Source organism: Hoeflea algicola (assembly GCF_026619415.1).
Classification (GTDB): Bacteria; Pseudomonadota; Alphaproteobacteria; order Rhizobiales; family Rhizobiaceae; genus Hoeflea; species Hoeflea algicola.
The window spans coordinates 4,727,960-4,748,956 of sequence record NZ_JAOVZR010000001.1 but is presented as its reverse complement, the minus strand read 5'-3'; the positions used below and the strand labels follow the sequence as shown (position 1 = coordinate 4,748,956).

Genomic DNA, 20,997 nt, shown 5'->3' with positions numbered 1-20,997 from the left:
TACGTCTTTCGAAGCAATTGCGGTTTACGATACGCACACGCACACGTAGCGCAAGCACAGCTTCGGTTGACAATGCGTCAACATGGCAAACGAGACAAAAAAGCGCAGATGGAGGCCGATTTACCAGCCACCACCGCCGCCGCCGCCACCACCGCCGCCGGAAGAACCGCCGCCGGACGAGCCAGATGAACTCTTGGGCTCGGGCATGGATGCGGCCATCGCCGCAGATACCGCTGCCACCGAGGATGCGGCTGCCGCGCCGATATTGCCGGGCGACCATGAATTGCCGTGGTACCAGCCAGGGTGATAGTCATCAGCGCGGTCGGGGGCTACCCGCGCCAGATGCGAGGCCCAGGCTTCCGACCAGGGCTTTTCAACGCCCAGACCCGCCGCATAGGGCAGAAACCGCTCAAACAGCTCCTCCGACATTTTCGGCGCGTCGCGCAGATTGAGCCGGTTGGTTTCAGCGGTTTCGAGGTAGAGCTTGAAGCCCTTGATATCGGTGAGAACTTTGGCGCCAAGCGCGGTCGGTGCGCCCAGTAACCAATGCATCAGGATGATCACCGCGAAGCCGATAACAACAAGCACGGCGGCCAGGCGATAGATCGGCACCTCGCCGGGCATCGCCACCACGGCGACGCCGCCACCCAAAAACACCGCGGTGCCGATGAACAGCAACAGGCCACCAAAGAAACGGCTGACACTCCCTGCCCCGGGGCTGCCGTACACAACCCGACCGATGACCAGGATGACGCCGCCGAACAGCGAGGTGAGCAGCACCGGGATCAGATACCCAAGTCCTTCGTCCGGTGGGTCCTGCAGAATGATGCCAACTATGAATGTGACAATCGCGATGGCAACGCCGAAGACGAACCATGCAGTGTTGGCACGATAATACTTGCCCTGATATTCGACCTGTATGGCGCTGCGTAGGGCTGCCTGCGCACTCTGCAAGGCGGGTCCGTTGTGCTTGTCGAGATAGATTTCGGAGCGATTGCCGAGCAGGCCTGCATAAAGCGCGTTTTCACCGGCAGGCAAGGCAGGCTGCGGGTTCTTGCCGGCGACAGGCCCGCGTTTGAAGGCGATGTTGCCATCCTGATATTCGTCGATTGTCAGGAAGCGTTTCACGCCCAGCGACAAAAGTGCTGCGATGAAAGACAGGTCAGCTCCCTTGGCGCCCTGGCGAAACCGGTTGAAATGGGCATAGGAAAGTGCTGCCGGCGACAGATTGTCAGGCGCATGAAACAACGGAATAATGGGCGGCGACGGCGGATCACGGCCGACCTTGTTCCAGGCAAACAGGAAATAGAACGGCACAATAAGCCAGCCCAGGATCAGCAGGAATATGCCGACATTGCTGCCAAACCCGCCCCCGGATCCGTCCGCATCGGCAGAAACCACGCCCTTGGTGAAACCCACGGCAACGGTCATGCCTTGTTGTGGATCGAGCGCCTTGGTGAGTTGGAACCGTGCTTCGGAGGTCCCCTGCCCGGAGGCTGTATAATCGCTGCCATTATCGCCAAAGCCGCCAGTATAGGCGGCAAGCTGTTGGGCGCGGGCGCCGTCGGGCAGATGCACGCGGGCTTCGGCGGCGAGAATCGGAAAACTCCAGAAATTGCCGGTCACGTTCCAGTAGAGCTCATCATAATCATCGAAAAACCGCAACTGCCGGGTGGTCAGGTAGCGGATCGTGTAGGTGTGCTCACCGTGCGGGATGATGGTATCGGCATCACCGATATAGATCCGGAAGAAGCGACCCTGCCATTCAGTGTTGTAGGGCGATGGCTGACCGTTGTGGAGCACCTCGATGAGATCGAAGCCATTGCTCGACCACAGCCCCCACTCATCGAGCGCACGCAGCGGAATATCGCGATAAATGCCGCGCCGGATGTCGCCGCCCTCGGCATTGACCGTGATCGTTTCGGTGACCTCGATCGCCGCATCGGTGCGAACCTCGATGTCAGCGATGTAGGAGCGTATTTCCTCGCGCGCCGTGGCTGCTTGCGGAACAAGCAGCACCCAGCAGGCAACGATCGCGATAAGCCAATGCCGCATTGTCTGGCCTCCCTGGAGAGAGTTTCTTACTGGAAAGAAACCTTGGGAACGGCGCGGTCGGCCTCTTCCTCGATTTCGAAATACTCGGCCTTGACGAAGCCAAACTGGTTGGCAATCAGCACCGAGGGGAAGGTTTCCACCGAGACATTGAGATTGCGTACCGCGCCGTTGTAATAGCGCCTGGACATCGAGATCTCGTTTTCAGTCTCTTCGAGTGCCTGCTGGAATTCCTTGAAATTCTCGCTGGCCTTGAGGTCGGGATAGCTTTCAGCCACCGCCATCAACCGGCCAAGCGCACCGCTCAGCGCGCCTTCGATCGACGCCCTTTGCTCGGGCGAACCGGTGTTGCCGGCGACAGCCTGGCTGCGCAGCCGGGTTACTTCCTCGAGAAGTTCCTTTTCGTGCGACATGTAGCCTTTGACTGCTTCGAGAAGATTGGGGATCAAATCCGCCCGCCGCTTCAATTGAACGTCAATGCCGCTCCAGCCCTCACCTGCCATCTGGCGGTTCTTGACCAGCGTGTTGTAGAGCGAAACCCCGTAGACCACGATGCCAACCAGCACCGCCAAAATAATCCAAGTCATCATGCGCCACACTCCCCTTTTATAATTGATTTGCCCAGGCACGACCGAACAAGATTGCGACCTTATGCCGGAAGCCCGGAAAAATCCACGGGACAAGGCAAGTAAACCGGTGTTGTTACAATGAAATCTGCAGATTACTGCTGTGTGCCAAATTTGGCCGCCGCAGTGATTTTCCACGGGGTTTCGTCAAGCATTACTTTACCATTGGCAGTCGATAATCGGCCACATGGATTCAGACGCGCCTGGCAACGACGCAAGCCGGGCTGCCTCTTCAGAAACAGGGACGCCGATTGAATGAATAATTCCGAGACCGGTATCTTCGACTTGGCGCCGATTGCTATGTGGATCGAGGATTTTAGCGGCGTGAAGCTGCTGTTCGACCGCTGGCGTGCTGACGGCGTTACCGACATCCGCGCCTTTCTGAAGGAAGACATTGCGAGGGTTGCTGCGTGTTCGGCGGCGATCCGGGTTCTCAAGGTGAACCAGAAAACACTGGACCTGTTCGAAGCGGACAGCCCGCAACACCTCATCGACAATTTGTCAGTCGTGTTTCGCGACGAAATGCTCGATAGCCATGTCAACGAACTTGCCGAGTTGTGGGACGGGAAAACCGACTTCCGCAGCAATACGGTCAATTACTCGCTTTCCGGCCAACGCATGGACATCCTGCTCCGCGGCGCTGTGCTGCCGGGCCATGAGCAGACGCTTGACCGGATCCTGCTGACCACCGAAGACGTTACCCAGCGCGAGGATGCGCGCCGCAACGAAGTCCAGAGCCGCCGTTATGCCGAAGGCCTGTTTGAATATTCGCCGGTATCGCTCTGGGTCGAGGACTTCAGCCAGATCCGGAACCTGCTTGAAACCGTGCGCAACCGTGGCATCGAGGATTTTCGCGTGTTCATGGATGTGCATCCGGAATTCGTGCAGCAATGCATGAGCGAAATCCGGATCATCAATGTCAATCAGGCAACGCTCGACCTGTTCTGCGCACCCGACGTTCAGACGCTGCTGCAGCGCCAGGTCGAAATTTTCCGCGATGAAATGGAAAAGCCGTTCAGAGAACAATTGATGGATCTCTGGGAGGGACAGTTGTTTCATTCCCGGGAAGTGGTCAACTACGCCCTTGATGGCACCGTGCGGCATATTCTCTTGCATTTTTCGGTGCTGCCCGGGCATGAGAACGACTGGGCGCAAGTGCAGGTCGCACTAACCGATATCACCGCGCGCAAGAAGGCCGAAGCCTATCTCGAATATCTCGGCAAGCACGACGTGCTGACAAAGCTGCACAACCGTGCGTTCTACAAGGACGAAATGAACCGCCTCGAACGCAAGCCGCTGCGTCCGGTGTCAGCCATCGTGATGGACCTCAATGGTCTCAAGCAGGCCAACGACCAGCTTGGGCACGACGCCGGCGATGCGCTGCTGCGCCGATTTGGTGAGGTGCTCAACTCGGTGGTGTCACGTCCCAATCATGCCGCCCGCGTTGGCGGCGATGAATTCACCGTGCTGCTGCCCGGCGCCGACAAGAAAACCGCCGCCGCCATGGTCGAGACCATCAATGAATTGCTTCACATCAACAACCAGTTCTATTCCAATGCGCCGATCAGTGTCTCCATCGGTACCGCCACCAGTCAGGATGGCGAATCGATGGAGGATCTGGTCAAGCGCGCGGACCGGTTGATGTATGAGGACAAGCGCGCGTACCATAATGACCGCTTGTTCGATGTTACCAAGGACGGAGAAAAGCCCGTCATCAACAAATCGATCTCCGCGGCCTGAAACCATGCCGGCAAAATGGCAGGGTGCGACGCGCGGCGTCTGATATCGTGAGAATGCGCGCCGCGCCGCTGGCGCGGTCTATGCGACACGCCCATCAGGCGCGGGCGTCAATAACCCGAATTACTGCGCCGCCTGAAGGAACTGTGCGCCACCAGCATCGGTCAGCAAGAACGCTTCGCCGCATTGCCGCGAGAGATTGCGCACCCGCAAGATATAGCCTTGGCGTTCCGTCACCGAAATGACGCCGCGGGCATCAAGCAGGTTGAATACGTGGCTCGCCTTGATGCACTGGTCATAGGCTGGCAGCACGCATCTATGAAGCGCGCCAGGTTCTGTCGGCGCGCCGGCCTTGAGAATTGCCTCGCATTCCTTTTCGGCGTCCTCGAAATGCTTGAGCAGGATCGCCGTATCGGCGATTTCGAAATTGTAGCGCGAATATTCCTGCTCAGCCTGCAGGAAGACATCACCATATGTGACCTTTTCAGCCCCCTCGCGGCCGTTAAAATTGAGATCGTAGACATTGTCGACGCCCTGGACATACATCGCCAGCCGCTCGAGCCCGTAGGTCAATTCGCCCGCCACCGGCGCGCACTCGATGCCGCAGACTTGCTGGAAATAGGTGAACTGGCTGACTTCCATGCCGTCGCACCAGCATTCCCAGCCGAGCCCCCAGGCGCCAAGCGTCGGGCTCTCCCAGTCGTCCTCGACAAAGCGGATATCATGCAGCAACGGATCGACGCCGATCGCCGCCAGCGAGCCCAGATAAAGCTCCTGCAGGTTCGACGGGTTCGGCTTGAGGATCACCTGATACTGATAATAATGCTGCAGCCGATTGGGGTTTTCGCCGTAACGGCCATCCTTGGGGCGGCGTGAAGGCTGCACGTAAGCGGCGTTCCAGGGCTTCGGCCCGAGCGCCCGCAAGGTGGTTGCCGGGTGGAAGGTGCCTGCGCCGACTTCCATGTCATAGGGCTGCAGAATCACGCAGCCATAATCCGCCCAGTAGCGGTGCAGTGCCAGAATCAGGCCCTGGAACGAACGGGTGGGATGGTTGTGATCGGCAACGGTCATGGCTTGGATCCGAATAAAACGCATGGTCTTCCCGTCGCCTCTACTGCGCCCGGGAAGTGCGGCGACAGGTGCCATGGCTCGTCATTACGGTCAAGGGTGTCTGCGGGGTGGAAGCACACACGAGGCCGCGGCGTTGTTGCTGACGCGGCCATGCGGCAAGCCTATTCGTCGGGTTTGCGCAACCGGTACTCACCCGTTTCAGGGTCCTCGATCAGGGTGCCCTGCGCGCCAGACCGGGTTTCCTTCTCGGCGGCGCGCACTCGGGCGCTGACCCGCGCAGCCTCGGCCACGAACCGCTTGTAGCCGAGCCAGGCGACGGCGCCCGCGGCGGCGAGCAGAAGAAGCTGCGGCATATGCGATCCTTTCCCTGTTTCCGGGCCAGATTTCCGGCCTGTTTGTCTACCGGTCACGCGGCCCGCGTTCGAGCCCGGTTTGCGGTTACAGCCCGTAGCGCGACCAGAGCGCCCGTTCGTCCAGTGCATTCAACCCTGCTTCGCCGATCCCGGCAAGCGCTTCGGCGGCCATTCCTGCGGAAACACCCGGCGACCGACGGCCGAACATGCCGCGCTGCGGCGCGATCAACCGCATTTTCACCTTGTCGCCATAGCGATCGCGCAGGGTTGAGCGCAGGTCGCCCAACCCATCAATCAGGCCCAGATCCATGCCGCGGATCGCCGTCCAGAACCGACCGGTGAAGAGAGCGGGATCTTCCTTGAGACGGCTGCCGCGGCTGTCCTTGACCAGATCGATGAAGACCTTGTGGATGTCGAGTTGGAGTTCCTTGAGGTAGGCGATGTCGTCAGGATTTTCCGGCTGGAACGGATCGAGCAGCGACTTGTTCTCGCCAGCGGTGTAGACCCGGCGCTCGACGCCGATCTTGTCGATCAATCCGGTAAAGCCGAATCCAGCGGAAATCACTCCGATCGAGCCGACAACGGAGGACGGGTCGGCGATGATTTCGTCACCAGCGCAGGCGATCATGTAGCCGCCGGAGGCCGCGACATCCTCGACGAAGACGAGGACCTTCTTGTTCTTTTCAGCCGCCAGATCGCGGATACGCTTGTAGATAAGCCGCGACTGCACCGGCGAACCGCCCGGCGAATTGACCATGATCGCTACCGCCGGTGCTCGTTTGTCAGCAAAGGCGCGCGCCAGCAGCGGTGCAGCCTGGGCAATATTTAGATTGGAACGGAACTGGCTGCCGCCGGCCATGATCGCGCCATGCAAGCGAACCACCGGGATGACAGTGACATCCTTGCGGTAACGGGCAGGCAGAAACGAATTCAAAGAGACCATGGCAAACAAATCCTGTTGTCAGCGATGCGTAGCAGCATCGACCCGGGAGTCGCTCCCCGGCACGATCCATGTATGTCTTTTCGGCTTCAGTGCAATGGCAGTGGCAAGCGCGCGGTACACGTTTTGACGCCGGTGCACGCAGTATTCAACGTGGGGGGCGTGTTTTCGAGCGACGCGGCCAGGTGGTGCGGCCATTGCTGAGATCATTCATCTGCGGCGACAAGGCATGGCCCGGTCCGTCATGAATGAGGATCCGGTCGCGCAACAGCAACCGCGCGCGGCTGCCCTTGATGGCGGTGACGAGGATGCGGATGGCGTCGTCGCCAAGGCGGGGGCGGACGGGAGTTATTTCAATTCCACCAAAGCGCTTGCCCATCCCCATGAGGATGTCGCCCAATGATTCGGGCCGTGCGATGATCGAGACCTGCCCTCCCGGCTTGAGGATGGCGTTGGCGGTCCTCAGCCATTGCTCGAACAGATCCTCGATTTCCATGGCGTGGGCTTCGGCTTTGAGCGGATCGGGGGTCTTGCGATCATGGCTGGAATTGAAGGGCGGGTTCATGATCACGTAATCATGGGCCTCGTCGGCAAGCCCGGCAGCCCGCCGCTGGGCGCCACGCAACGTCACATCCACCTCGATCACGCGGGCGCGTGGCGCAATGTGGGCATTTTCCCGCAATTTAAGTGTGGCACGCGCGCAATGTGCCATCGCCGCGGCGCGTTCGACCAACACCACGTTAAGATCCGTGAGCCGGCATGCCGCCGCCAGACCCGCAGCGCCGGCGCCTGCGCCCAGATCGGCAAGCGAACCACGCGCAGCCTCAGGCACCGTCGCCGCCAAAAGCATGGCGTCCATGCCGGCGCGATGGCCGGCGCCTGACGGCTGCAACAGGTGGAAAGCGCCATTGTGGAACGCATCGACGGTAAAGCCGGCAGGCACGTAGCCGGGATCAATACCGGCGCTGGTCGCGGCAACAGTTGCACGCCCCTCGCCGCTCTGCCCGGAAGCCGGCGCCGGAACCACGCCGATGCTGATCTCAGGTTCCGGCATCAACTACCGTGCCATGGTCTGAGCTCGGCCTCGAGACCAGCATCGATGACGATGCGACGCGCCTGAGTGGCCATCTCTGTCTCCACCAGGATGCGCCGTGGGATGACACCCACCGAGCCCTCGAGAATGCTCATGCCGCTGTCGGCCACCATGCAGCCAATACCGGCGTCACGCATCAGGCTCTCGACAAAGGAAATGAGCACAGGATCGTTGGTGCGGATAAGATCATGCATAGGTTTTCCTCTTCATCCCTTTGTTTCATCCCAATGTATGACTTATCAAGCCCCGCCGCGCCAAATCGCCGCTTGCGATGGTGTTCGGGGCTGAATAATGTGGCGCTCAACATGCAACAGGAGTCCAGTCCCTTGGGCGTAGTGATATCACTGGAAGACGGAAACCGCCGCGATGCCTCGGTCAAGCCGCTGGTCGACAACACACGTGCCGACATGGACCGGGTCAACCAGTTGATCCTGTCCAAGGCCGGGTCGGACGTGGCGATGATTCCGGAGGTTGCCAACCACCTCATTTCGTCGGGCGGAAAGCGGCTCAGGCCGATGCTGACCCTCGCCTCGGCAACCATGTTCGGCTACGATGGTGAAGCCCATATAAAGCTCGCCACAGCAGTTGAATTCATGCACACGGCAACATTGCTGCATGATGACGTGGTCGACGAAAGCGACCTCAGGCGCGGGCGCTCCACAGCGCGGATGATCTGGGGCAACCAGGCCAGCGTGCTGGTGGGGGATTTCCTGCTCGGCCAGGCCTTCAAGATGATGGTCGAAGTGGGCTCGCTCGATGCGCTCGACGTGCTGTCGACAGCCGCGGCCGTGATTGCCGAAGGCGAAGTGCTGCAGCTGTCGGTGGCCAAGAACATGGAAACCACCGAGGATGATTACCTGTCGGTGATCCGGGCCAAGACCGCCGCGCTGTTTTCGGCGGCCTGCGAAGTCGGACCGATCATCGCCGAGGCCAGCAAGGCCGAACGCAACGCGCTCAGGTCCTACGGGATCAATCTCGGCCTGGCGTTCCAGCTGATCGACGATGTGCTCGATTATGGCGGCTCGGCCCGTGATCTGGGCAAGAATGTCGGCGACGACTTCCGCGAGGGCAAGATCACCCTGCCGGTGGTGCTGGCCTATCGGCGTGGCAACGAATCGGAACGGGCGTTCTGGCGCGAGGCCATCGAAGGCGGCAACAGCGACGAACAGGCGTTGGAAAAGGCGCTCGGACTGATCACCAAATATGGCAGCCTGAAAGACACCACGGCACGGGCGGAACATTATGCATCGATCGCCCGCGATGCGCTGGCGCCGTTGCCTGACTCGGAACAAAAGGCAGCGCTGCTGGAAGTCATCGCGTTTTGCGTCAACCGGGCCAGCTAGACGTTTCATGCAGGTATCGCCTGCTTTGATGTAGCTATCATGCCACTGCACCGCGCAGCCCTTGTCGCACTGCGCCAAAAAAGCCATGGTGTGGGGTAATTATGCTTCGGCAATTGGCCGGTGCATGGCCAGATCGAACATGAGGCACGACTTGATGCGGCGACACATGACAGCCCGGTTTGCGGCCAGCCTTGCGCTGGGCGTTTTTCTATCCATCGGTGGAGCAACGGAGACACTCGTCAATCCGGCTGCTGCCGCGACTGAAGATGAGCAGCCAAACTTCCTTGGCTTCGCCGGCGCATTCCTGGCCGGACGGACTGCCGATCTCGACAACGACACCAGTCACGCTATCGAATATTACCGCAAGGCGCTGGAATTCGACGCGGAAAACACCGACGTCAAGCAACGGCTGATGGTGGCGCTGTTTACCGATGGCCGGTTTACCGAAGGCGCCGCGCTGGCGCGCGGACTGAAAGACGATCCGGCCGTTGCCCAGGTTTCGCGGCTGGCGCTTGCAGTCGAAGCCACGACGATGCGGGAATACCGCAAGGCCGGAACCCTGCTTGATCTTGAAGACAGCAACCCGATCGATCGGCTGCTCAACACGCTGCTCAAGGCCTGGGCCGATTTCGGCGATGGCAAGGGCGAGGCAGCACTGAAATCGATCCTGGCGCTGGACGGATCGCCCTGGTACCCGGTTTTCACCCGCTACCATGCCGGCGCAATGGCGCTCGCCATGGGCAAGAAGGCCGAAGCGCGGGCCCATTTCAAGGAACTTGTTGCCGACCCTCAAGGCGGCGCGGCGGCACCCGACACCTATATTCGCACGGTGATGGCACTCGCCAGCCTGGAAGCACGGGACGGCAACAAACGCGCGGCGCTGGACACACTGGCCGCCGGCGAGGAATTTTCGCCCGGCTATGCACCGCTGGCTGCGTTGCGACAGGTGATCATGACCGACGGAAAGCCCGAGCCGGGCGTGAAGACGGCACAGCAAGGCGCGGCAGCCGTATTGTTCACGCTGGGCAGCGCGCTCAATCGCGAAGGCGCAGAAGAAACGGTTGCGGTGTATCTGCAATTTGCCCGGGCGCTGGACCCCAACAACGCGGCCACACTGGTCATTCTTGGCAGCCTGAAGGAAAGGCTCCGCAAAATCGACGACGCCATCGCGCTTTACTCGGAGGTGCCGGAAAATTCGCCGATGCGCCGGGTCTCAGAATTGCAATTGGGGCTGGCACTTGCCGACGAGGGACGTAACGCCGAGGCCAAGGACCACCTCAAGGCGCTGATCGCATCGGATCCGAAGGATATCAGAAGCTACCTCGCCTATGGCAGCGTGCTGTCGCAGGACAAGGACTATGCGGAAATGGCGCTCAATTACGAGACCGCCATCGCAGTGGTTGGACCGACGCCGACGCGCAACGACTGGAACCTGTTCTTTCAGGCCGGTATCGCCCAGGAACGGTTGAAGCAATGGCCACGGGCCGAGCTGCATTTCAAGCGCGCGCTGGAACTGTTTCCGGATCAACCACAAGTCATGAACTACCTCGGCTATTCCTGGATCGACATGAACATGAACCTCAAGGAGGGCATGGATCTGATCCGTGCTGCCGTCGATCTGAGGCCGAATGACGGCTACATCGTCGATTCGCTGGGCTGGGCGCATTACCGGCTCGGCCAATATGACGATGCGGTGCGTGAACTTGAACGCGCGGTCGAGCTCAAGCCGGCCGATCCGACCATCAATGATCACCTTGGCGACGCCTATTGGCGCGTTGGCAGGACACTTGAAGCCACATTCCAGTGGAACCGGGCGCTTGCCAATGAACCCAGTGATGAACTCAAGCCGCAGATCGAGCAGAAGCTGCGCGACGGGTTGCCGACTGACGCCGGAGCAATGCCGACGACCGCCGAAGGCGGGCTCAAGGACAGCGGCGCGGTAGTGCCAGAAGCGGGCACTGCGGGCACCGACAAGAAGAGTGATCTGGCACCGGAGAACGGCAAGCTCCTGCAGCAAGGCTGAGCGGCTTTGCTATCTGGCAATAGTTTGAGACACAGCATCAATGCTGACAGCTAATGCTCCGGCCAAGATCAATCTGGCGCTGCACGTGACAGGACAGCGGGCTGATGGGTATCACCTGATCGAGAGCCTCGTGGTCTTCACCGAACTCGGAGACGAAGTGTCGGTCAGTCTGGCCGATACCGATTCGTTTGATCTTGGCGGGCCTGAAGCCGGCGCCTTGTCGGGGCTGGCAGCGGACGGCAATCTGGTGACCCGGGCGCGCGATGCGTTGCGGCAGACTGCACAGGCTGCGGGTCATGCGGCGCCGCCGGTGCAGATCAGGCTCGACAAGCGACTGCCGGTGGCCTCTGGCATCGGCGGCGGCTCTGCCGATGCAGCGGCTGCTCTCAGGCTACTGGGGCAGATTTGGCGCTTTCAGCCGGACACCAAAACGCTTTCGGAAATCGCACTCAGCCTCGGGGCGGATGTGCCGATGTGCCTGACGTCGCGCCCGCTGATTGCTTCAGGAATCGGTGAAAATCTATCTGCGCTCGATATCGGCCTTACGCTCGACATGGTGATCGTCAATCCACGGATCGCGGTGTCAACACCGGCCGTCTTTGCCGCACTTCAATGCCGTCAGAACCTGCCGCTGCCACATCCCGGTCGGCTGGATGACAGGGAAGCATTCACAGCCTTTCTGACAACCACCCGCAACGATCTTGAAGTGCCCGCAGGAAAGAAGTTTCCGGAGATTTCTGCCTGTCTTTCCGCGCTTTGCGAGATCGGGTGCTGCATTTGCCCGCATGTCGGGATCCGGGGCTAGTTGTTTCGGGCTCTATGACACCACGGAGGCAGCGCGTGCTGCGGCAGCGTCAATCCAAGCTGCACACTCCGACTGGTTCGTCACTGCAACACGGACCCTGTCTGCAAACAAAGGGATGGCCCCATCATCCCTGTGACCTGACAGAACCGCTGGCGAGGGATGCTTACTGATCGTGGCTGCCGGCTGTCTCAGCGATGCGCCAGAACTGCGGCGGGAACGATCTCGCATTTGAGCCGCTTCATCGCCAGGCCGCGACCCAGACTTTCAAGCGCATAGCCAGATTTGGCATTGGCGATGGCCTGCGCCTTGGGGACAAGCACGCCGTGTTCCAATGCGGATGCGCGATGGCGAAACCGCGCCAGGAACGGCAAACGGTACTCCCGTGACCGGCTCATCCGCGCCGCCTGCCCGCCGACAGCCAGATGCTGGCCAATGTGATCGATCCAACCCAGCAGCGGGCGCGCGCCTGGCTCCAGCAGCAACAGCCAGTCGCCGCGCGCCGAACGCACCACATCTCGAAGATCGGGATCTTCAAGAAACCTGCACCCTGCCGCATCGGCAAGCTGTGCGGTGCCGTCGCTGGAACCACGATCGAGGATTACCACCTCAGCCACCAACCCTTCGACCGCACCGGCGACAAGCACCGACAACGTCGCCGCAAGCGCGCTTTCCTGGTCCTTGCATTCAATAAATACGCTGATCATCGCCCCTTCTAGTCGATGATTGGACGATAGACCAGAAGCTGGTTTGGCGTGAAATCATGGAAATGCGAACAGCTTCCGCATTTTGTTCTTGCTTTGTTCGTCTCTCTAGCCTAGGAATATAATCACGATTATCGCCCCGAACCATTGTCCCGATAAGCCGCATGGAGGTGTCATGCCCAGTCTTTCATCTTTGAAGCAGACAGCCTTTGCGCCTGGACTGCAGGCTGTGGAAGCCGATGCGCTGGTCAAAGCCAGCGGCTTTCGGGTGAGCGATGAGCGGATTCGCGGTCGCGGCGCCGGGCTCAACATGACCGGCCGTTATGAGCTCAAGACCCGCGAAGTCTTCGATGATGGTTGGAGCAGCCTCGAAGAGCTGGCGCCGTTCAAGACCGAAGTGCAGGTGGAAAAGCCGCGCACCATCATTACCCGGAACCAGTCGCCGGATCTGTCATTTGATCGCTCGATCAATCCCTATCGTGGCTGCGAGCACGGCTGCGTCTATTGTTTCGCCCGTCCCACCCACGCCTATATGGGATTGTCGGCGGGGGTGGATTTCGAAGCCAGGTTGTTTGCCAAACCAGATGCGCCGCGGCTTCTCGAGCGCGAGTTGTCGCGTCCAGGCTACAAGGTCCAGCCGATCGCCATTGGCACCAACACCGACCCGTATCAGCCGATCGAGCGGCAATGGCGCATCATGCGGCAATTGCTCGAGGTCCTTGAAGCTGCCGGGCATCCGGTGGGGATCGTCACCAAATCGGCACTGGTGATGCGGGACATCGACATTCTGTCGCGGATGGCCTCAAAGGGGTTGGCGCGGGTAGCGCTGTCGGTGACAACGCTGGACCGGAAACTGGCGCGGACCTTGGAGCCAAGGGCCTCGACGCCCGAAAAGCGGCTTGAAGCAATGCGTGCGCTTTCCGATGCCGGCATTCCGGTTTCGGTGATGGCAGCCCCGGTGATCCCTGGTCTCAATGACCACGAGATCGAACGCATTCTCGATTCTGCCAAGGCAGCGGGCGCCGATGCCGCCGGTTACGTGATGCTGCGCCTGCCGATCGAGGTCAGCCCGCTGTTTCGCGACTGGCTGCTCAGACACTACCCTGACCGCTATCGACATGTGATGTCGCTGATCCGCTCGATGCGTGGTGGCAAGGATTATGACGCCGAATTCGGCAAGCGAATGCGCGGGACCGGGCCCTATGCCTGGCAGATTGCCCGTCGTTTCGATCTCACCGCAAAGCGACTTGGGCTCAACCTGCGCAAGGCACAGCTGAGAACCGACCACTTCATCCCGCCCCGTGGTGAAGGAGTACAATTGAGCCTGCTGTGAGGCTTACCCCGAGGCTTGCCTAATCTGGGGAACAACAGCTCCATTTACACCAAATCAGGCGAGCACGTGGCGCTTGTTGAGAATATCGAGCGACCTTTGCGTGTTGTGTAGACGCGCGACGCTCTTGAAATCCGGACCGCCAACCGCCCCGTCCAGGCGGTCCGGCGCCCGAGCGGCCTCCCGTCCCGAGCCGCCGGGCCTTGCAGAGGATCGGGCGGGTGTGCGAGCCTCGCCGCAACATGGCCCGCACCCCGCCCGATTCCCTGTTTCCCGATTACCCGGCGATGCCCGATGACCGCTTCGAGCGACATTTGGCGGTGCATGGGCTTGTGGCCGGACTCGACGAAGCCGGACGTGGCCCGCTTGCAGGGCCCGTGGTCGCTGCCGCAGTGATTCTCGACCTGCAAGCCCTGCCCGACGGACTCAATGATTCCAAGGCACTGTCTAAGAAGGCCCGCGAACGGTTGTTCGAGGAAATCCTCGTCACATCCACGGTTTCTATCGCCAGCGCCTCGGCGCGGGAAATCGAGGCCACCAATATCCGTGCCGCAAGTCTCACTGCAATGAGCCGGGCATTGCACTCGCTGCCGCTGATACCAAGTTATGCGCTGGTCGATGGCCGCGACATACCGCCAGGGGTCAAATGCCCGGCGCGAGCGCTGATCAAGGGGGATGCACGTTCGCTGTCGATTGCAGCAGCCTCGATCATCGCCAAGGTGACGCGCGACCGGATGATGACGCGTGCTGCCGCAATCTACCCGGCCTACGGATTTGACAGCCACATGGGCTATGGATCCGCCCGTCACCTTGTGGCAATTACCGAGCACGGGCCCTGCCCGCTGCACCGAATGACATTTCGTCCATTGCGCAAGGACTAAAAGGGCGGGCAGTGTTCGAACGGGCCTGGCTGAGCATCTCCGGGTATTTAGTCACGCGACCGGCGTCAGTTAGCCACCAGGTCCACCGCACACACCCAATACCGAGACGTCCCGCGTGCGGCTGCGGCGAGCTGTCTGTGAATCAAAAAAGGCCAGGATAAGATCCCGGCCTCAAATGCTGCTTATCAGGCGTATGCGTCAGTTGAGCTGCTTCTTGAATTCCTCAAGCGACGATTTGAACAGGCTGCCGGAAACCTTGTTGTCGACCTTTGAGCCGATCAGGTTTTCGGCCGCTTTCATCGCCAGATCCACGGCGGAAGCCCGGACCTCGTTGATCGCATCTGCCTCGGCCTGCTGGATCTTCTGCTCGGCCATCGCTGTGCGGCGGCTGACGAACTCCTCGGTCTTCACCTTGGCTTCTTCACGCAGCTGCGCAGCTTCCTTTTCCGCAGCGCTGAGAAGGCCAGCAGCCTCGACTTCAGCTTCCTTGCGCTTGCGCTGATACTCGGCAAGCAACTGCTGGGCTTCTTCACGCAGCTTGGTGGCCTGTTCGAGTTCATTGCGGATCTGGTCGGATCGCTTGTCCAGCGCAGCGCCCAACATCGCAGGCACTTTGACGTAAGCCAGAATGCCCAGGAAGATAACAAGACCGATAAAGGCCCAGAATGTTGCGTCCATGGTCGTCTCTCCCGCTTACTTGCCGGATGCAGCGCGGATCGCGGAGGCGACCTCGGCTTTGGTCACGGAGCCGCCAAGCAGATGCTTGACCACATCCGTGGCAGTTGTCTCGGCGATGGCGTCGACATCGGCCAGTGCCTTTGCCTTGATAGCGGAGATGCTTTTCTCGGCATCGACCATCTTGGCTGCGATTTCGGCTTCGTTCGCTGCCCGTTCGGCATTGGCAGCAATCTTGGCCTTTTCACGGGCGGTTTCGGCAATGGCAGCGGCCTTTTTGCGGGCTTCTGCCAGTTCCTGCTCATAAGCGGCAATTGCGTTGTCGCTCTCTTCCTTCAGCCGATTGGCCTCATCGAGATCCTGGGCAATCCGGTCACGCCGGTGTTCCAGGATTCCGCCGATCCGGGGCACAATGACCCGCGCCATCAGCAGATAGAACACACCGAAGGTGATCGCCAGCCAGAGCAACTGCGAGGCAAAATATTCGGGGTTGAAGGGCGGAAATACGCCGCCGCCATGGGCGTCGCCGCCGATCGCGCCGGTTTCCGAATGGGTCCCTTCGGTAGGGTTGGACTCGGCGTAAGCCGGGGTCACAACAAACATGGTCACCTCCAGATGAACCGCCACGCCGGAAAGCCGGCGTGGCAAGCCTGATCAACGTTCGTCTATTAGACGGCGAAGAGCAAAAGGAGAGCAACGAGCAGCGAGAAGATGCCCAAGGCTTCGGTCACGGCAAAGCCGAAAATCAGACGGCCGAACTGGCCGTCGGCTGCCGACGGGTTGCGCAAGGCGCCCGACAGGTAGCTACCGAAGATGTTGCCCAGGCCAATGCCCGCGCCGCCCATGCCGAGGCAAGCGATGCCGGCACCGATGTACTTTGCTGCTTCTGCTTCCATGATTGAACTCCTTTGGAATGGGATAATGCAACTGTTGTTTGGCGGCAATCCGCCGGTGAAGTGATCCTAGTGGCCCGGATGCAGGGCGTCGTTGAGGTACAGGCAAGTCAGTACCGCAAAGACATAGGCCTGCAGAAAGGCAACGAGGAATTCGAGGGCGGTCAATGCCACCGTCATCAGCAGCGGCAAAAGTGCGCCGCCTATGCCAAGTGCGCCCATGCTGCCAAGCGACACGACAAACCCGGCAAAAACTTTCAGGGTGATGTGGCCTGCCAGCATGTTGGCGAAAAGACGAACAGACAGGCTGACCGGGCGCGACAGGAAGGAGATGATTTCAATCAACACCACCAGCGGCAGCAACATGCCCGGCACGCCCTGCGGCACGAACAGCTTGAGGAAGCCCAGCCCGTGTTTCCAGAAGCCGTAGACCACCACGGTGCCGACAACGAACATCGACAATGCGAAGGTAACGATGAGATGGCTGGTAATCGTAAAGAAGTAGGGAAACAGGCCGATCAGGTTGGCGACGAGCACGAACATGAACAGCGAGAACACCATCGGGAAGAAACGCATGCCCTGCGATCCGGCCCCGTCACGCAGCATCGAAGCCACGAATTCGTATGACATTTCGGAGACCGACTGCAGCCGCGATGGCACCAGTCCGCGATTTGCTGTGGTCAGGAACAGAAATCCGGCCGCCAGGGCAACCGTACCGACCATGAACAGCGAGGAATTGGTGAACGACAGGTCAAGCCCGCCAATCTCAATGGGAACAAGCTTGCTGATCTGGAACTGGTGAATTGGATCGGTGGCCACCTGACGCCTCTTTCTCACTACCCGGACTATCCGGACTTTATTGCCTGTCGTCTTCTTCGCGTCCACCGGCCATATTGCGCCCTGTCGAGTCTGACTGGGCAACCGCGCCGGTCGAGCGCAGAACATTGAGCACTCCGGCACAAAACCCCAGGAGCAGAAAAACAATCATGCCCCAGGGCGCTGTGCCCATAAACTTGTCGATCAGATAGCCAAGCAGCGCTCCAACGATCACGCCGGCGATGAACTCGCTCGACAATTTGACCGCAAGCGCATAGCCGTTGGCAGCTTCCTGGTTTGAGGTCTTCTTCGGATCCACCTTGCGGCGGGCGAGAAGTTCGGCATCCAGGCGCTGACGACGGACGTCAAGGCTTTCCGACCGGCCGGCCTCCCTGCCATCGCTTTCACCCGGGTTTTCCGGGCCGTCAGACCCGCGCTTTTCATCCATGGATGCGCATCCCCGACACACCAGCGACAGCCGAAAAAGGCCGCTTCGAAGTCGGGCGCAACATAGTTTTAGGCTTGGGCATAGTCAAGGCGCGGAGGGTGCATCATATTGACCAATTTTTCTCATGTTTTTCAAACACTTGAAATGAGACGACGGCGTCTCGCTACGGAAGTATCAGAAAAACTTGGTGCTTGCGGAGAGACTCACACCGAGCTGTTGGCATCCTGCCATGGTATAATCACGACCAGCCGCCGCCATAGGTGACATAGAAGATATGCAGGCCGATGCGGCCAACCTTGCGCATCTTGCGGGCCCAGGGAGGGCTGACATAGGTGGCGTGGTAGTGGGTGGCGGAGCCGACCTGGTCAAGCCAGATCTTGCCTGCGGTGGTGGCAAGCGCAATTTCCTCGGCCATTTCCCAATGCTTGGGCGAGCGGACCCGGTCCTTGATACCGTCGCAGGCAAAGGAGAACTGGCAGCGATTGCGCCAGGTTTTATTTTGATAAACCACACCGCAAATGCTGTTGGGATAGGTCGGATTGCGGACCCGGTTGAGAATCACCTGGGCAACGGCAGCCTGGCCTTTGACGTTCTCGCCACGGGCTTCGAAATAGATACCGGCAGCGAGGCAGCGTTGCTCGGCTTCTGAAAACGCCTTGGCCGGCAGCGGCGTCGCGGCCCAATCATGATCCAGCTTGCCAACCGGCGGGATGAAGCGGCCGCGCTTGGTCTCTTCGCGCAGCACCGAGCTAAACGGCGACTGGCGCGCATAATCCGGCGCCGGCGGCGCATAGGCGGTGGCCAGAATGTCGGCGTTGTCGTTGGTCACCAGACTTGCCAGCATGGCCGGAACTTGCGGCGCGGCCTTCTGCTTGCCGGTGGTATAGAAAGCGGTGGCAATCTTGAATTCCTTGCCGCGAATGTCAGGCTTCAGGAACGCCATTGCATCCTTGGCGTCATCGGCCGGACGCAGGAGGTTGGACTGCCGCTCGAGCACGGAACCCGCGGAAAAGTCTTTCGGTGGCTGCACCGGGGCAACCGTCATCACCCTGCCCTTCTTGAGCGATCGGGTAACCCGCTCCTCGTCCGGACGCGGATCGGCAACACCGATCTTGCCCTGAAAGGCGATCTTGTCGCCATTGGCCAACGTGACGCCTGCTCCCGATGCGGTAGACGCCGTCAGGATCGGGTCGACGAAGGTCAGTTCCGCAGCCTGGATGGAGCCGGCGGGCGAGGCTGTCAGATTGGTCTTCCAACGGCTGTCTGCGCTTTCGCCGCCAGCCAGCATGGTGGCCATGTCGGCATGGGAGGTAATGGTGGGGGTTGAGACAAATGCCGCGAGACCGAAGATTACGGGCGCGGACAGACGGCTAAGCAGGGAACGACCGCTGCCGGGCAAACGACTCTTCTGACGCAAAACACTACTCCGCAACTCAAGGACACGTACGCGAGACTACGGTCAAGAATGGAGCATTAACCTTGATGGAGCGTTAATCGCGGCACCGACCTGACAACATCATCCGAAAAACTGAGCGGAAGGCTGAGAGCCGCCATGGATGCGCAGTGGTCGCATAACCGTCAAACCCAGTCCCTGGCTGCGAGAACAATTCTTACGCGTGGCACAACGCGCTTATGAGTTCGTCCAGGCTGTCATCGCCTGAAATAACTCAATTGAAGGTGATTTGAATCAGCTGCTGCGGCGCTTGGGCGCGAGCTTTCCCGATTTTGTGGCCCTGGCCGACTTTTTCGGCATCAGCGAAGGCCGCTTGGCCTTGCCGTCCTTCGGCGCATAGGGGTTGGCACCGCTGCGATAAACCACACGCAGGGGAATCCCGGGCATGTCAAAATCCTTGCGCATCGAATTGAGCAGATAGCGGGTGTAGGATTCAGGAACCGCTTCAGGCCGGGTACAGGAAATCATGAAACCCGGTGGGCGGGATTTTATCTGCGTCATGTATTTGAGCTTGAGGCGACGCCCCGACACGGCCGGAGGCGGATGATGGCCCTGCGTATGGTCCAGCCAACGATTGAGCTTGGCGGTCGAAATGCGTTTGTTCCAGGTCCTGTGGACCATCGCGATGTTTTCCATCAGCTTGTCCAGCCCGTCACCGGTCTGGCCAGCCACTGTCACCGCGCGGATGCCGCGGATCTGCGGCAACAGGCGTTCGGTCATCTCGCGCAATTCGGCGAGCTTTTCCTGGCGGTTTTCGATCAGGTCCCATTTGTTGAAGGCAATGACCGGCGCCCGGCCCTCGCGCACCACCAGATCGGCGATCTGCAGGTCCTGCTTTTCGAACGGAATGGTCGAATCAAACACGATCACCACGACCTCGGCAAAGCGAATGGCGCGCAGCGCATCGGCGACCGACAATTTCTCCAGTTTTTCCTGAACCCGCGCCTTGCGACGCAGCCCGGCAGTGTCGAACAGTTTGATCTTGCGGCCTTGCCACTCGAAGTCGACGGCAATGGAATCGCGGGTGATCCCGGCCTCCGGGCCGGTCAGCAACCGCTCCTCGCCCAAAAAACGGTTGATCAGGGTCGATTTGCCAGCATTGGGGCGGCCGACAATGGCGACCCGCAGCGGCTTGGTTTCGTCATATTCGGGGCCTTCATCCTCATCATCCGCGTCGCCGGGAATCGGGATGTCGACATCGGTGATGGCCTCGCCCAACGGGCCATCTTTGGACGGAAAGCAACGCTCTTCGCCGAAAGCTTCGACAATGGCGTCGCGCAGATCGAGCATGCCGCCGCCATGTTCGGCCGAAATCGGACAAGGTTCGCCCAAGCCCAGACGAAAGGCATCATACATGCCTGATTCCGAGCCCTTGGATTCGGCCTTGTTGGCAACCAGAACCACCGGCTTGCCGCGTTTTCTCAGGATATCGGCCAGCAATTCGTCAGCCGGGGTCAGCCCGGACTTGGCGTCAATCAAGAACAGCGCGCCGTCGGCCTCATCCATTGCCGCTTCGCTTTGCGCCCGCATGCGGCCTTCAAGCGTGTCAGGTCCTGCAACTTCAAGGCCCGCAGTGTCGATCATGCGGAACCGCAGGTCGACCAGTTTGGCGTCGCCCGGACGGCGATCGCGAGTCACACCCGGCGTGTCGTCAACCAGCGCCAACTTGCGTCCCGCAAGCCGGTTGAACAGCGTCGATTTGCCGACATTGGGGCGCCCGACAATGGCAAGAGTGAGGCTCATGATTGCTCCTTGCC

20 protein-coding genes and 1 pseudogene are annotated in these 20,997 nt (G+C 60.2%); 6 read left to right on the top strand and 15 right to left on the bottom strand.

Annotated elements, in window-relative coordinates:
* Positions 1–120: 120 nt before the first annotated feature.
* Positions 121–2,055, bottom strand: coding sequence for a DUF2207 domain-containing protein (locus tag OEG84_RS22985; protein ID WP_267655924.1), 1,935 nt, complete (start codon positions 2,053–2,055; stop codon positions 121–123).
* Positions 2,056–2,081: 26 nt separating this feature from the next.
* Entirely contained in the window at positions 2,082–2,642 is a 561-nt protein-coding gene (locus tag OEG84_RS22980) for a LemA family protein (protein ID WP_267655923.1), read from the bottom strand.
* 291 nt (positions 2,643–2,933) lie between these two features.
* Here OEG84_RS22980 and OEG84_RS22975 point away from each other — a divergent pair, with 291 nt between their 5' ends.
* The gene (locus OEG84_RS22975) at positions 2,934–4,418 is read left to right on the top strand and encodes a sensor domain-containing diguanylate cyclase (protein WP_267655922.1); all 1,485 of its coding nucleotides are present in this window, start codon (positions 2,934–2,936) and stop codon (positions 4,416–4,418) included.
* Between the two features lie 120 nt (positions 4,419–4,538).
* On the opposite strand, the gene OEG84_RS22970 is transcribed toward OEG84_RS22975, so the two are convergent.
* From OEG84_RS22970 to OEG84_RS22950, 5 genes are all read right to left on the bottom strand, one after another.
* A complete protein-coding gene (locus OEG84_RS22970) occupies positions 4,539–5,486 on the bottom strand; it encodes a glycine--tRNA ligase subunit alpha (protein ID WP_267655921.1) in 948 nt (315 codons plus the stop codon).
* Between the two features lie 161 nt (positions 5,487–5,647).
* On the bottom strand, positions 5,648–5,839 hold the full coding sequence (locus tag OEG84_RS22965; RefSeq protein ID WP_267655920.1) for a hypothetical protein: 192 nt from the start codon (positions 5,837–5,839) through the stop codon (positions 5,648–5,650).
* A gap of 85 nt (positions 5,840–5,924) precedes the next feature.
* Positions 5,925–6,782: a S49 family peptidase gene (locus OEG84_RS22960; RefSeq protein ID WP_267655919.1), complete on the bottom strand. Its 858-nt coding sequence runs from the start codon at positions 6,780–6,782 to the stop codon at positions 5,925–5,927.
* 145 nt (positions 6,783–6,927) lie between these two features.
* Positions 6,928–7,833 carry a tRNA1(Val) (adenine(37)-N6)-methyltransferase gene (locus OEG84_RS22955; protein ID WP_267655918.1) on the bottom strand — a complete coding sequence of 302 codons (906 nt, stop codon included), beginning with the start codon at positions 7,831–7,833 and terminating at the stop codon, positions 6,928–6,930.
* Positions 7,833–8,066: a putative signal transducing protein gene (locus OEG84_RS22950; protein ID WP_267655917.1), complete on the bottom strand. Its 234-nt coding sequence runs from the start codon at positions 8,064–8,066 to the stop codon at positions 7,833–7,835. Before OEG84_RS22950 ends, OEG84_RS22955 begins: the two co-directional genes overlap by 1 nt.
* A 132-nt stretch (positions 8,067–8,198) precedes the next feature.
* Here OEG84_RS22950 and OEG84_RS22945 point away from each other — a divergent pair, with 132 nt between their 5' ends.
* The 3 genes and pseudogenes from OEG84_RS22945 to OEG84_RS22935 all read left to right on the top strand — a co-directional run bounded on the left by OEG84_RS22945 (position 8,199) and on the right by OEG84_RS22935 (position 12,179).
* Complete coding sequence (locus OEG84_RS22945) at positions 8,199–9,215, top strand: polyprenyl synthetase family protein (RefSeq protein ID WP_267655916.1); 1,017 nt, start codon at positions 8,199–8,201, stop codon at positions 9,213–9,215.
* A gap of 154 nt (positions 9,216–9,369) precedes the next feature.
* Positions 9,370–11,238, top strand: coding sequence for a tetratricopeptide repeat protein (locus tag OEG84_RS22940; protein WP_267655915.1), 1,869 nt, complete (start codon positions 9,370–9,372; stop codon positions 11,236–11,238).
* A gap of 40 nt (positions 11,239–11,278) precedes the next feature.
* Positions 11,279–12,179: pseudogene (locus OEG84_RS22935) on the top strand (4-(cytidine 5'-diphospho)-2-C-methyl-D-erythritol kinase).
* Positions 12,180–12,231: 52 nt separating this feature from the next.
* On the opposite strand, the gene OEG84_RS22930 reads toward OEG84_RS22935, so the two are convergent.
* Positions 12,232–12,747 carry a glycosyltransferase family protein gene (locus tag OEG84_RS22930; RefSeq protein ID WP_267655914.1) on the bottom strand — a complete coding sequence of 172 codons (516 nt, stop codon included), beginning with the start codon at positions 12,745–12,747 and terminating at the stop codon, positions 12,232–12,234.
* Between the two features lie 172 nt (positions 12,748–12,919).
* On the opposite strand from OEG84_RS22930, the gene OEG84_RS22925 reads away from it, so the two are divergent.
* Positions 12,920–14,077 (top strand): PA0069 family radical SAM protein, encoded by a 1,158-nt coding sequence (locus tag OEG84_RS22925; RefSeq protein WP_267655913.1) that lies wholly within the window; start codon positions 12,920–12,922, stop codon positions 14,075–14,077.
* A gap of 239 nt (positions 14,078–14,316) precedes the next feature.
* Entirely contained in the window at positions 14,317–14,955 is a 639-nt protein-coding gene (locus tag OEG84_RS22920; protein WP_267655912.1) for a ribonuclease HII, read from the top strand.
* A gap of 198 nt (positions 14,956–15,153) precedes the next feature.
* Here the strand turns inward: OEG84_RS22920 and OEG84_RS22915 are convergent, their stop codons facing one another.
* From OEG84_RS22915 to der, 7 genes are all read right to left on the bottom strand, one after another.
* Positions 15,154–15,633, bottom strand: a complete 480-nt coding sequence (locus tag OEG84_RS22915; protein ID WP_267655911.1) for a F0F1 ATP synthase subunit B — start codon at positions 15,631–15,633, stop codon at positions 15,154–15,156.
* A gap of 15 nt (positions 15,634–15,648) precedes the next feature.
* Positions 15,649–16,233: a F0F1 ATP synthase subunit B gene (locus OEG84_RS22910; RefSeq protein WP_267655910.1), complete on the bottom strand. Its 585-nt coding sequence runs from the start codon at positions 16,231–16,233 to the stop codon at positions 15,649–15,651.
* A gap of 65 nt (positions 16,234–16,298) precedes the next feature.
* Positions 16,299–16,526, bottom strand: coding sequence for a F0F1 ATP synthase subunit C (locus tag OEG84_RS22905; RefSeq protein WP_007196430.1), 228 nt, complete (start codon positions 16,524–16,526; stop codon positions 16,299–16,301).
* Between the two features lie 66 nt (positions 16,527–16,592).
* Positions 16,593–17,342 (bottom strand): F0F1 ATP synthase subunit A, encoded by a 750-nt coding sequence (locus tag OEG84_RS22900; RefSeq protein ID WP_267655909.1) that lies wholly within the window; start codon positions 17,340–17,342, stop codon positions 16,593–16,595.
* A 37-nt stretch (positions 17,343–17,379) separates the two neighbouring features.
* The gene (locus tag OEG84_RS22895; RefSeq protein ID WP_267655908.1) at positions 17,380–17,787 is read right to left on the bottom strand and encodes an AtpZ/AtpI family protein; all 408 of its coding nucleotides are present in this window, start codon (positions 17,785–17,787) and stop codon (positions 17,380–17,382) included.
* 238 nt (positions 17,788–18,025) lie between these two features.
* Complete coding sequence (locus tag OEG84_RS22890; protein WP_267655907.1) at positions 18,026–19,204, bottom strand: cell wall hydrolase; 1,179 nt, start codon at positions 19,202–19,204, stop codon at positions 18,026–18,028.
* Between the two features lie 270 nt (positions 19,205–19,474).
* Positions 19,475–20,983, bottom strand: coding sequence for a ribosome biogenesis GTPase Der (gene der / locus OEG84_RS22885; RefSeq protein WP_267655906.1), 1,509 nt, complete (start codon positions 20,981–20,983; stop codon positions 19,475–19,477).
* Between the last annotated feature and the right edge of the window lie 14 nt (positions 20,984–20,997).